This window comes from Burkholderia sp. Bmkn7 (assembly GCF_041103175.1).
Lineage (GTDB): Bacteria > Pseudomonadota > Gammaproteobacteria > Burkholderiales > Burkholderiaceae > Burkholderia > Burkholderia cepacia.
Map to the genome: position 1 here is coordinate 587,644 of NZ_JBGCUH010000002.1, position 11,705 is coordinate 599,348.

Below are 11,705 nucleotides of genomic sequence, written 5' to 3' on the forward strand. Positions count from 1 at the left end.
AGCGCTGCCTAAACTGCTCGTGATCAAAAAAAGCAGGAGGCGAAGATGAGCGAATTCGAGCAGGTAGTGCGCGGCCGGCTGGTCGATGCGCGCGAGGTGGTCGACGACGGCTGGCTCGCGATCCGTGGCGGACGGATTGCCGCGCGCGGCGCGGGCGCGCCGCCGGCGGCGCGCGACACGATCGATGCGCGCGGGCAGTGGGTGCTGCCGGGCATCGTCGACGGGCAGGTGCACGCGGCCAGCCAGGCCAACCAGGAGGGGCTCGGTCACGCGTCGCGTGCGGCCGCTGCGGGGGGCGTGACGGTCATGGTTGACATGCCGTACGACGATCCGGAACCGGTCGCGTCGCGCGCACAGCTCGACCGCAAGATCGCGGAAGCCGAGCGCGATTGCCACGTCGACGTCGCGCTGTACGGCACGCTCAACGCGAAACACGGTCTCGAAGCGGCGGCCGGTCTGATCGACGGCGGCGTGTGCGCGTTCAAGTTCTCGACGTTCGAGGCGACACCCGGCCGGTTTCCGCGCGTCGAGGAGGACGTGCTGTACGACGCGTTCCGGCTGATCGCGCCGTCGGGCCTCGCGTGCGGCGTGCACAACCAGATGCAGGAGATGACGCGCAAGAACGTCGCGCGGATGATCGAAGCGGGCGACACGGGCTGGGATGCGTTCCTGCGTGCGCATCCGCCGCTGATCGAGAACCTCGCGACCGCGTTGATCTACGAGATCGGCGCGGAGACGGGCGCTCGCGCGCACGCGGTGCACGTGTCGACGTCGCGCGGCTTCGCGCTGTGCAACATGTTCCGGCAGGCCGGCCATCGCGCAAGTATCGAGACCTGCGTGCAGTACCTGATGCTCGATCACGAGACGCACACGAAGCGCTTCGGCGCGAAAACCAAGCACTACCCGCCGATCCGGCCGCGTGGGGAGCAGGACCTGCTGTGGACGCACATCGCGCGCGGCGAATGCACGTTCGTGTCGTCGGATCACGTGAGCTGGGGGCTCGAGCGCAAGGGCGACCCGAACGTATTCCGCAACGCGTCGGGCGGCCCGGGGCTCGAAACGCTGTTGCCGGCGTTCTGGACCGGCTGCGAACAGCATGGCATCGCGCCGACGCGCGTGGCCGAACTGCTCGCGACGAATCCTGCGCGGCACTTCCTGCTCGATGACCGCAAGGGATCGCTCGACGTCGGCGCCGACGCGGATTTCGTGATCCTCACGCCGGAACGCTATGCGTTCGATCCGTCGCGCAGCCTGTCGGCCGTGCAGTGGAGCGCGTTCGAGGGGATGGAATTCACGGTGCGGATCGCCGCCACGTACTGTCGCGGCGCGCTTGTGTACGACGGCGCCAACGTCGTCAATCCGGCAGGATCGGGCCGCTTCCTGAAGCCGCACGGCAGTCGGTCGATCGCCACGCAACAGGAGTCCGAATGAAACAGACAGTATTCCCGCCGTTGAACGCCGATCGCCTGAACGCACGCGTCGAGCAACTGGCGCGCTTCACGCGGCCCGACGTCCCGTGGACGCGCCGTGCGTTTTCGCCGCTGTTCACGGAGGCGCGCGCGTGGCTTGCCGCGCAGTTCGCCGAAGCCGGGCTCGCGGTGTCGATGGACGCGGGCGGCAACCTGATCGGCCGCCGCGAAGGCAGCGGCCGTTGCACGAAACCGCTCGTCACGGGCTCGCACTGCGACACGGTGGTCGGCGGCGGCCGCTTCGACGGGATCATCGGCGTGCTCGCCGGCATCGAGGTCGCGCATACGCTGAACGAGCACGGGATCGTGCTCGATCATCCGTTCGAGGTGATCGACTTCCTGTCCGAAGAACCGAGCGACTACGGCATCTCGTGCGTCGGCAGCCGTGCGCTGTCGGGCGTGCTCGACGCAGGCATGCTGCGCGCGACGAATGCCGACGGCGAAACGCTCGCCGACGCGCTGCGCCGCATCGGCGGCAATCCGGATGCGCTGCGCGAACCGCTGCGCGCGCCGGGCAGCACGGCCGCCTTCGTCGAACTGCATATCGAACAGGGCCCGGTGCTCGAGACGCGCGGCTTGCAGATCGGCGTCGTGACCAACATCGTCGGCATCCGGCGCGTGCTGATCACCGTGACCGGGCAGCCCGACCATGCGGGCACGACGCCGATGGACATCCGTCGCGACGCGCTCGTCGGCGCAGCGCACCTGATCGAGGCTGCGCATGCGCGCGCGTCGGCGCTATCTGGCAATCCGCATTACGTCGTGGCGACGATCGGGCGGATCACGATGACGCCGAACGTGCCGAACGCGGTGCCGGGGCATGTCGAGCTGATGCTCGAAGTGCGCAGCGACAGCGACGCGGTGCTCGACGATTTCCCCGAGGCGCTGCTGGCCGGTGCGGCCGCGCGGCTTGATGCGTTGCGATTGAGCGCGCGCGCGGAGCACGTGAGCCGCGCCCGGCCGACCGATTGCCAGCCGCTCGTGATGGACGCGGTCGAACAGGCGGCCACGCAGCTCGGCTATCCGAGCATGCGGCTGCCGAGCGGAGCGGGGCACGATGCCGTGTACGTGGCGCCGACCGGGCCGATCGGGATGATCTTCATTCCGTGCCTGGGCGGCCGCAGCCATTGCCCGGAAGAATGGATCGAGCCGCAGCAACTGCTCGATGGCACGCGCGTGCTATACCAGACGCTCGTCGCGCTCGATCGTTCGCTAGCGGGCGCGGCGTAGGGTGACGGTGCAAAGCTCGACGGCAGGCCGCGCCGCTACATCGCCGCCCGCTGCCCCTCTCTCGGCCCGTGCCCCGTCCACCGCTTGAACGCGCGCCGGAAGTTGTGCGCGTCGCTGAACCCGACTTCGTGTGCGACGTCCTCGATCGACAGCCGCGGATTGCTGAGCAGCGTGAACGCGCGCTTGCGGCGGATCGTGTCGATCACGGTCTGGTACGACACGCCCTGGTCGGCCAGCCGCCGCCGCAGCGTGCGCTCGCTCATGCACAGCTGCGCGGCGATCTCGGCGAGCGACGGCGCATGCCGCAGGTCGCGCCGCATGATCCGTTCGATCGATTCGAGAAATTCGGTGCCTTCGGGTTCGGGCGGCAGCGCGTCCTGCAGGAATTCGAGCACCTGGCGATGCGCGAGCGGATCGTGGGTCGCGATCGGGCGGTTGCCGAGCGCGGCGTCGCACGAAAACAGGTTCTGCTCCTGTTCGAACCGCACCGGGCACGGGAACACGCGGGCGTATTGCTCCGCATAGGCCGGCGGCGGGTAGCTGAGATCGACGACCTTCGGCTGGAACGCGGGGCCGACGAGCGAGCGCCCGATCTTCATGAAGCTGCCGAACGCCTCCTCGACGAGGAACGCCTCGATGTCGGGCTCGAGGAAGACGTTGGTCGCGCGAACCGACAGCGTGCGCGCATCCGACATCACGTCGAAGCGCATCAGCGGCCCCGTGTGGCGCTGCAGCCCGATACCGGTCACGATCGCGTCCTTCAGCGTCGGGCTCGTCAGCATCGCATAGCCGACCAGCCCGATCGACGCGATCGTCTCGCTCGTGCCGAGTTCGAGGCCGAGCGCCCGCCCCGGCGCCATCTCGAGCGCGCGGCGGATCATCGTGCTCGCCTGGCGCAATGAAATCCGGCACGACGGATTCGACAGGTCGGCGACGTCGAAGCCGAGCCCGAGGCACAGCCGCGTGGGGTCGATGCCCAGTTCCTTGCTTGTCTCCGCGAGGCACCGCAACAGATGGACCGGCAGATTCGCCGTCGTATAACGGTCGGTATCGTCCATGGATGCTCCGTATTTTTTTCCATGGATTGTACTCGTCCCGCCCGGCCGGAGACCCGGTGCCGCCCCGGCCGCGATCGCCCACATCCCGCGCGGCCCCGCTTCAGAAGTAGTGACGCAGGCCGACCGTCGCACCGAGCTGCGTGGTGCCGGTGCTCGGCGCCTGCCCGTTCACGCCGACCAGCTGCGCGCCGACCAGCCCGCCGCGGTAGATCGCGTAGTCGACTTCCGCATAGAGCATGCTGCGCTTCGACAGGCTGTAGCCGGCGATCACCTGGAACTGGCGCGCACGGCCGTCGAAATCCGCCGTATAGCCGGACTGCTGCGTCCACCACGCGTTGACGGCCGCCGTGAACGCCGACGTGAAGCGGTAGGTCAGCCCCGCGAGCGCCATCTTGCGGCGGCGGAACCCGCCGGGCACGGTCGGGTCGACCACCTGCGCGGGCGAGATGATGCCGAGCCCCGCCAGATCGGTCGGGCTGAACGGGCCGTTCTCGAACGACGTGAAGTCGTTGTCGCGAGCGTTCTCGATGTAGCCGGCGTTGACGGTCGCGTTGCCGATCGTCACCGAGCCGCCGCCCGTGTAGATGTCGAATTTCCCGTGCGTGACGTCGTCCCAGCTGCGCATGAACGATGCGCCGACCGTGAATGGCCCCTTGTCCGGCGCATACGCGGCGGCCGCGCCGAGCTGGCCGCCGCGCACGCCGCCGCCCGCGTGGCCGCCCGGCGCATATTGCGCGAGCAGGTAGAAGCTGCCGAGTTGCGCGCCGTACTGGATCATGTTGCTGGTGCGCGCGCCCGCGAGCATCGTCTGCTCCGGCTTGAACAGGTTGAAGTACGGGTCCTGGGGGCCGGCCCACAGGTTCGAGCCGAAGGTCAGCGACGCCATCTCGAACGGCACGTTGTACTGGCGCCCGAGCGAGAGCTGGCCGAGCGACGTCGACGTCAGCCCCACGTACGCGACCTGGAAGAAGTTCGGCGAGCCGGCCGGCACGATGGCGCCGCTGTTGGGGCCGAAGTGGCTTTCGACGTTGAACTGCGCGGACAACCCGCCGCCCAGATCCTCGTTGCCCTTGAGGCCCCAGTAGCTTTCGGTCAGGCCGCCGCCGTCGGCCATCGAGATCTTGCGGCCCGTCGACACCGGCGTGCCGTCGGCACCGTAGGACACGCCGTGCGTTTCGTAGCGGATACCGGCATCGATCACGCCGTACAGCGTCACGTTGCCTTGCGCGTGCGCACCGGTACCGGCCAGGACCATCATCGCGCAGCACGCGGCGCGAACGCTATCGTGACGATTCATTCTTCTGGACTCCGCATTGAGCTGGGGATGGACGGCTCGCGCCGTCGGGAACGACTGTAGAAAGCCAAATTTGCGCGGGCCAAGGCCGCGGCGGCCATTCTCGTGGTGCGTCGCGGCCACGGCATGGCGCACTGCGGTCAGGGCGCCGCGCCGGCCACGGCAGCGGGTGCCGCGCGGCGCAGTGCCAGCCGCACGAACGGGGCGGCGGCCAGCACGGCCACGCACAGCACGTGGGCGACGCGCGTGCCGCCGAAGCGGCCGAGCAGCGCGCCCGACAGCGCGGTGCCGATGCCCGCCGCGAAGAACGTGATGACGAGCGTGCGCGCGACCAGCGAGCCGTCCGGGTCGACGTCGGACAGCATGCCGGTGAGGAACGGCACGATCACGAAGAACGCACTGTTCAGCACGAACTGGCTCAGGAAGTACGCGCTGCCGCCGCGCGCGCCGAAGAACCATTCGATCGACGCGATCATCGCGAGCTGCGCGGCCCAGATCAGCGCGAGGCGGTGCCGGTGGCTGGCCGGATGCGACGGAATCGCCGCGCCGACGAAGCCGAGCAGGGACGACACCGACAGCAGCACGCCGATCGTCGTGGGCGACAGCCCGGCACGCTCGCCGACGAAACCGGCGATCGCCCATTGCGACGCCTGCACGCCATAGACGAGCGCCGTCACGACCCAGATCGCGAGCACCGGCCGCCACGGCAGCGTGCCGGCGCGCAAGCGGGCCTGCGCGGGCGCGCTCGCGAACGCGTCGATGCCGCGGATCGCGGGCGCCAGCACGGCGACGACGGCGGCCAGCAGCGCGAACACCCAGCGCCCGAGCCACGCGGCCGGCAGCGCGGAGATCAGCACGAGGATGCCGCCGTTGACGATGCCCGCGAGCAGGTTGATTTGCCCCCACAGGCGGTCGGTCGATGCGCGCTGCGACACGCCGGACGCGACGACGACGAACAGCATCCCCTCGAACAGCCCCGTCATCCCGCGTGCGAGCGCCGCCGACACGATGCCGGGCGCGACCGCGCTGAGGGCCTGGCCGGCGATCGCGCCGACCAGGCCGGCCAGCGTGAACGGCCGCGCGGCGCGCGCGATCCGGTGCGACAGCAGCGCGCAACTGATCGCGATGCCGAGGATTTCGGCGCTGACGAGCGCGGTCGCGGTGCCTTCGTCGAGCCGGAAGCGCGTCATCACCGCCGCGACGAGGAACGGTGACAGGATCAGGCCGTTGGTGGCGGCCGCGAACGCGAGCGCAAGGCGGACGACGGCGCCGATCGACGGATCGGGACGCGATTGCGCGGCCGCGTGCAGCGTGGCTGTGCTCATGAGGCCTCCTGGCTGGATCGCGGCCGATCTTGCGCGACGCCGGCCGTTTCGTGCATCGGGTGTGTCCCGCGGCGGGCCGGCGTGGCGCGAGCGGCGGCGCTTGCGTTTGCACCTGCGCCTGCGCCTGCGCCTGCGCTTTGCGGCAGGCCGAACAGCGTGCGCAGGTACGGCGTCAGGAAGCGGCCGTGCGGGTCCATCCGCTCACGCAGCGATAGGAAATCGTCCCAGTGCGGGTAGCACGCCGCCAGCTCGGCGGCCTTCATCGCGTGCACCTTGCCCCAGTGCGGCCGCCCGCCGTGATTGCGGCAGATGGCCTGCACGCCCGAGAAATACGCGTCGAACGGCATCCCGCGATACTGGTGCGCCGAGATGCGTACGCTGTCGCGTCCGTAGTCGGGGCTCAGCCAGATGTCGTCGCCGCGCACCCAGCGGTATTCGATCGGGAACATCAGCGGAAAGCTGCGGCGCGCGATGAATGCGCGGATTTCGCGCAGCGCGTCGGCGCCGCGGTCGGCCGGCACCGACCACTCCATTTCGTTGAAGCGCACGCGGCGCACCGTCGACAGCATCGCGTAGCTCGCATCCACGTGCCGGCCGGCCGACACGGTCGATGCGCACAGCCTGCTCAGCGCCGGGCACAGCGACGGCACGCGCCGGCCGAGTCCGCACAGCGTGCCGAACACCGTGTTCTCGAGGAACGACTCGGACGCGCGGCTCGCCCAGTGCACCGCGTCGGCCGGCTCGTCGGTCATGTCCCACGCCTTGGTCAGCACGGTGTCCGTGTGCGGGAACCAGTAGAACTCGAACGAGCGATGTTTCGCGATCAGCGCGTCCGCCTGCGCGAGGCAATCGTCGAGCCGCATGCCGCCGCGCTCGAGGCGGAGCTTGAACGCGGGCACGAGGCGCAGGCCGATCTCGGTCAGCACGCCGAGCGCGCCGAGCCCGATCCGGCCGCCGGCGAACAGCTCGGGATGCGTGTCGGCGCTCGCGCGGATCTCGCTGCCGTCCGCGCACATGAAGGTCAGGCTGTCGATCTGCGTCGCCAGGTTGCCGAGCGTGATGCCGGTGCCGTGCGTGCCGGTGCTGGTCGCGCCGGCGATCGACTGCACGTTGATGTCGCCGAGGTTCTCCATCGCGAGGCCGTGCGCGGCGAGCGCCGGGCCCAGCGCCCACAGCCGCGTGCCGGCATGCACGCGCGCGACGCGCCGGTCGCGGTCGACGTCGATCACGCCCTGCATCGCGTCGAGCGACAGGATCACGTCGTCGGTCTGCACGAGCGGCGAGAACGAGTGACCGGCGCCGGCCGCGCGCACGGTGGCGCCGGCTGCTGCCGCGTCGCGCAGCACCGCCGCGAGCGCGGCGTGCGACGCGGGCGTCGACACGGTTGCATCAGGACTGCAGACATATCCCGACCAGTTACGCCACATGGCATTGTCTCCGTGGTTGTCGATCGAATGAGTTGAACGGTTTGAACGACGGGCCGCGCGGCCCGCTAGAAAAAGCTCTTGCCTTCGCCGCGATAGGTGGGCGCCTCGCCGACCACGCGGCCGCCGCGGATCAGCAGCAGCGTGTTGAAGCGTTCGCACAGTTCGCCGGCCTTCGCGTGGCGGAACAGGATCGGATCGCCGATCGCCGGTGCGACGCCGCGCGGCACGCGCACGGGCGTCTGCACCTCGCCCGCGCCTTCGTTGTCGATCAGCGTGCAGCCGGCCGGCAGCCACGGGCGGGGCAGCCGGCTCTTGCCGGCCGGGCCCGATGCGATATAACCGCCGCCCGAGCAGGTCACGATGCCCGGCTGCGGAATCCGCACGACGGGCAGCGCGAAGCCGGCGGCCGGTTGCGCATGAAACGCCGCATAGTGATCGAACAGCGCCGGCGCGTAGAGGCCGGAGCCGGCCGCGAGCTCGGTGACCGATGCGTCGCCCAGCGTGCTTTCGAAGCTGCCGGTGCCGCCGCCGTTCACGAAGCGCAACCTGTAGCCCGCCGCCGCGAGCGCCTGCACGGCCGCGTGGCGGCGCGCGTTGATCTCGCGCGCCGAGCGGCGCTTCAGGTGGCGTACCAGCGCGTTGCGCGCGCCGTTGCCCGGCTCCGTGTCGGCCACGCCGGCGATCTGTCCTTCGTAACCCATCAGCCCGTCGAGCCGCACGTGCCGCCGCTCGCCGATGTGGTTCGCGAGGGCGAGTGCGCCGGCCACGTCGCGCACCGGCGAGCGGTACATGCCGAAATACAGGCCCGGATACGCGGACGACATGTCGAGATCGATCGCGAGCGGGATCGTCACGCTTTCCGCGCGTGCGAGGCGGTCGATCGCGTCGACCTGGGCGGCAGCGTCGACCATCAGCGTGATCGAGCGGCCCCGCCTGAGCTGCGCGGCCACCGCGCGAACGTCGTCGGCCTCGACGGTCGGATAGGCGACGACGATGTCGTCGAACCCGCCGTCCGCAAGCCACGCGGCTTCGCCCGCGGAATAACACAGCAGCCCCTGCATGAACGGGCCGGCGGCGAGCACCGCGCCGATCAGTTCGCGCGAGCGTACCGATTTCGTCGCGAGCCGGATCGGCAGGCCGCGTGCGCGGCGCTTCAGGTCGGCGAGGTTCGCGTCGAGGCAGTCGAGATCGACGAATGCGGCGGGAAGGCGGCGGCCCGCGAGCGCGTCGCGATAGGTCGGATAGTCGTGGACTGCGGCGGGTGCGCGATGCGGAAGGTCTGCACGGCTCATGGAACGGGCTCGGCTGGGTGGGGTATGTGCCGCGCCGACCGTTCGACGCGTGTCGGAAACCAGCATAGGGCCGGCCAAAATGACGACCAAGCGCTCAGCGGGTCGTTCGACGGGTCTTATCCGGCCATCCGTATCGGCCACGCGCACGCGTGAGCGTCGCGCCCCGTGAAGGTGGATCGTTGCTTGCTTGGTGTCGCGGCGCACATCGCGCGTGCCGGCGCGAACCACCGCCGGACGGGCACGACGCTCGACATCACGCGCGTGCCGATACGACAACGAAATGCGTTTCAAACGTCTTGCCGGCCATCGTCGCTGCGCGCGGGTTTAGTGCCCGCGTTCTAGTGCCGCTTTTGACTGCATGCCGGATTCGACCTAGAACCTACTCGCGGATGCACCGGCGAAGAACGGCATGACGTGACGAGGAGGCGACGTGAAGAAGAACAGGGCACGCTGGCGGCGCACGGGCGCGATCGCGGCGATCGGCGTGGCCGTCGTCGCGATCTGGCGATACGAAGCGGCGACACCGGCGCAAGCCGCATCGTCCGGCACGCCGGTCGCGGCGGCGGGCACACGGTCCGGCGCGGCCGATGCGTTCGGTACCGGTACCGGCACCGCGACACCGGGCCCCGAGGAGCGACGGCTCGACGTCGACGCGCTGCGCCGCAGCCTTGCCGGGCGCCCCGATGCGGACGCGGAAGTGAAGCGCGTCGTCGCATTCGCGCGCTTCCGCGACGAGGTCGCCGCTTACGGCGATCGCCGCAACAGCCTGCCGCAAGCCGAACGCGACGCGCTCGCGCGCCGGATTCTCGACGAACTTCCCGACCACGTCGCGCGCAACGAGATCGTGCCCGTGCAGGCCGAAGCGCTGAGCGCGGCGCTGCTGACCGACACCGAAGCCGACCCGGCGACGCGCGGCGCGGCGATCCGGTCGATGCGCGCGCAATGGGACACCTATGCGCAGCGGACGGTCGGCCCGTCGCCGGCGCAGGACCCGCGCTATCTCTCGTACGAACAGCAGAGCCGCGACGTCGTCCGGCAGGTTCAGGCGAGCATTCCCGATCCCGACCAGCAGCAAGCCGTCATCGCACAACGCCTGCAGGCGCTGCGCGTCCAGCTGTTCGACGGCGCTTCACCGTCCGGCGTGCACTGAGCGCCGAATCCGCGCGGCCGGGGCGGCGCCCGGCGGCCGCGTCATGTCCATCGACAAGGAGGGGAGATGTCCACAGCACGATGCCTGCTGCGCGCGGCCGTTGCCGCGCTGCTCGGTTGCGCGGCACTGAACGGTCACGCGGCCGATACGACGATGCCGGATCCGTCGGTTCCTTATTATTCGTGGTACGAAGTGACGTTGCCGGAGAGCACCGGTGCATCGTGCGGCAACGGCACGCCGATGCGTTTCTACATCAATCGCGCGCAGTCGGACAACCTGCTGTACATGATGGAGCCGGGCGGCGCGTGCTGGGACTACGGCACCTGCACGCAGACGTCGACCGGTGCCGAGGCCGGCCTCGGCGGCTTCAACCCGGACGGCATCCCGCACAACTACATGAACGGCACCGCGAACGAGAGCCTGCTGTCGTCGTTCCTGTCGCCGCTGCTGACGCGCATGGATCTCGCGCACATTCTCGTCGGCGAGCCGAAGGTCGAAACGCAGCAATGGACACAGGTTTTCGTGCCCTATTGCACCGGAGATATCCACATGGGCAGCGCGGTGCGCAACTACACGTCGCCGTCCGGCGACTGGCGCCTGCAGCACTACAGCGGGCTGAAGAACATCCAGGCCGTCGCGCAGTGGCTGACGTCGCACGGCTTCGGCAAGCCGAACCGGCTGCTCGTGTACGGGATGAGCGCGGGCGGTTACGGCACGCTCGCGAACTACGCGACACTCCGCAACACGCTGCAGCCGCAGGCGCACAGTTCGCTGCTCGACGACGCCGGCACTGTGTTCAACACGCCGTTTGATGCGGACGCGGCCACGCATCCGTCGGTCGGCCTGTACGACCGCGTGCGCACCGAGTGGGGGATGACGGGCCCCGACGGGATGATCACCGTGAACAGCCGGCTGACCAGCCGGTTCGACCCCGGCAACATGGGGAGCGCGTACGCGGCATTGTCGGCGACCTTTCCGCATGATCGCTTCGGTTTTTCCAGCTACCAGCGCGACAAGATCATCGCCGCGTATCACTATCGCGCGTTCGTGCCGGCCGTGATCGCGGCGCCGGACGACGCGACGAAGGATGCGCTGTCGCTCGCGATGTTCGGGAAGGAGCTGGACGGGTTGAAGCAGACGCTGAACCCGTTGCCGAACTTCGGCTACTTCATGCCGTGGGCGCGCAACGACTTCATCGCCAACCATCAGGTGACGGCGGTCAGCTTCACCGGGTCGGGGATCCACGAGAACGGCACCGACGCGGATATCGGCACCTTCGTCGACAACCTGCTGAACCAGCAGGACCCGGCCGAGACGCCGGTGATGAAGGCGTTCCGCACGCAGCAGTGGTCGGATTTCACGTTCTCGACGTTTCTCGCGTGGATCGACAGCGTGTTCAACCTGACCGGCGAAGCGGGGCCGATCTCGGGGCACCGGGCGTGAACGGGTGACGGCGGCGC

General features: G+C 69.6%; 9 protein-coding genes. 4 read left to right on the forward strand and 5 right to left on the reverse strand.

Annotation, left to right across the window (positions count from 1 at the left end; genetic code table 11):
- Nucleotides 1-45 precede the first annotated feature (45 nt).
- Both AB3K92_RS08535 and AB3K92_RS08540 read left to right on the forward strand, forming a co-directional pair.
- On the forward strand, nucleotides 46-1,431 hold the full coding sequence (locus tag AB3K92_RS08535) for a dihydroorotase family protein (protein WP_369464815.1): 1,386 nt from the start codon (nucleotides 46-48) through the stop codon (nucleotides 1,429-1,431).
- On the forward strand, nucleotides 1,428-2,699 hold the full coding sequence (locus AB3K92_RS08540) for a Zn-dependent hydrolase (RefSeq protein ID WP_369464816.1): 1,272 nt from the start codon (nucleotides 1,428-1,430) through the stop codon (nucleotides 2,697-2,699). Before AB3K92_RS08535 ends, AB3K92_RS08540 begins: the two co-directional genes overlap by 4 nt.
- 35 nt (nucleotides 2,700-2,734) lie before the next feature.
- Here the strand turns inward: AB3K92_RS08540 and AB3K92_RS08545 are convergent, their stop codons facing one another.
- The 5 genes from AB3K92_RS08545 to AB3K92_RS08565 form a co-directional block, all read right to left on the reverse strand.
- Nucleotides 2,735-3,757, reverse strand: a complete 1,023-nt coding sequence (locus AB3K92_RS08545) for an AraC family transcriptional regulator (RefSeq protein ID WP_027790048.1) — start codon at nucleotides 3,755-3,757, stop codon at nucleotides 2,735-2,737.
- Between the two features lie 100 nt (nucleotides 3,758-3,857).
- Nucleotides 3,858-5,054, reverse strand: coding sequence for a porin (locus tag AB3K92_RS08550; protein WP_059553785.1), 1,197 nt, complete (start codon nucleotides 5,052-5,054; stop codon nucleotides 3,858-3,860).
- A gap of 137 nt (nucleotides 5,055-5,191) precedes the next feature.
- Nucleotides 5,192-6,376, reverse strand: a complete 1,185-nt coding sequence (locus AB3K92_RS08555) for an MFS transporter (RefSeq protein WP_369464817.1) — start codon at nucleotides 6,374-6,376, stop codon at nucleotides 5,192-5,194.
- Nucleotides 6,373-7,803: a D-arabinono-1,4-lactone oxidase gene (locus tag AB3K92_RS08560; RefSeq protein WP_369464818.1), complete on the reverse strand. Its 1,431-nt coding sequence runs from the start codon at nucleotides 7,801-7,803 to the stop codon at nucleotides 6,373-6,375. Before AB3K92_RS08560 ends, AB3K92_RS08555 begins: the two co-directional genes overlap by 4 nt.
- Nucleotides 7,804-7,868: 65 nt before the next feature.
- Nucleotides 7,869-9,095 carry an amino acid deaminase/aldolase gene (locus AB3K92_RS08565; protein WP_369464819.1) on the reverse strand — a complete coding sequence of 409 codons (1,227 nt, stop codon included), beginning with the start codon at nucleotides 9,093-9,095 and terminating at the stop codon, nucleotides 7,869-7,871.
- Between the two features lie 430 nt (nucleotides 9,096-9,525).
- On the opposite strand from AB3K92_RS08565, the gene plcR reads away from it, so the two are divergent.
- Nucleotides 9,526-10,245 (forward strand): phospholipase C accessory protein PlcR, encoded by a 720-nt coding sequence (gene plcR, locus AB3K92_RS08570; RefSeq protein WP_369464820.1) that lies wholly within the window; start codon nucleotides 9,526-9,528, stop codon nucleotides 10,243-10,245.
- Between the two features lie 66 nt (nucleotides 10,246-10,311).
- On the forward strand, nucleotides 10,312-11,688 hold the full coding sequence (locus tag AB3K92_RS08575; protein ID WP_027790043.1) for a pectin acetylesterase-family hydrolase: 1,377 nt from the start codon (nucleotides 10,312-10,314) through the stop codon (nucleotides 11,686-11,688).
- The last annotated feature ends 17 nt before the right edge of the window (nucleotides 11,689-11,705 follow it).

Bases quoted from the DNA above. Each gene is read 5' to 3' on its own strand.
- AB3K92_RS08535 (WP_369464815.1), top strand. From the start codon at position 46: ATGAGCGAATTCGAGCAGGTAGTGCGCGGCCGGCTGGTCGATGCGCGC.
- AB3K92_RS08540 (WP_369464816.1), top strand. From the start codon at position 1,428: ATGAAACAGACAGTATTCCCGCCGTTGAACGCCGATCGCCTGAACGCA.
- AB3K92_RS08545 (WP_027790048.1), bottom strand. From the start codon at position 3,757: ATGGACGATACCGACCGTTATACGACGGCGAATCTGCCGGTCCATCTG.
- AB3K92_RS08550 (WP_059553785.1), bottom strand. From the start codon at position 5,054: ATGAATCGTCACGATAGCGTTCGCGCCGCGTGCTGCGCGATGATGGTC.
- AB3K92_RS08555 (WP_369464817.1), bottom strand. From the start codon at position 6,376: ATGAGCACAGCCACGCTGCACGCGGCCGCGCAATCGCGTCCCGATCCG.
- AB3K92_RS08560 (WP_369464818.1), bottom strand. From the start codon at position 7,803: ATGTGGCGTAACTGGTCGGGATATGTCTGCAGTCCTGATGCAACCGTG.
- AB3K92_RS08565 (WP_369464819.1), bottom strand. From the start codon at position 9,095: ATGAGCCGTGCAGACCTTCCGCATCGCGCACCCGCCGCAGTCCACGAC.
- AB3K92_RS08575 (WP_027790043.1), top strand. From the start codon at position 10,312: ATGTCCACAGCACGATGCCTGCTGCGCGCGGCCGTTGCCGCGCTGCTC.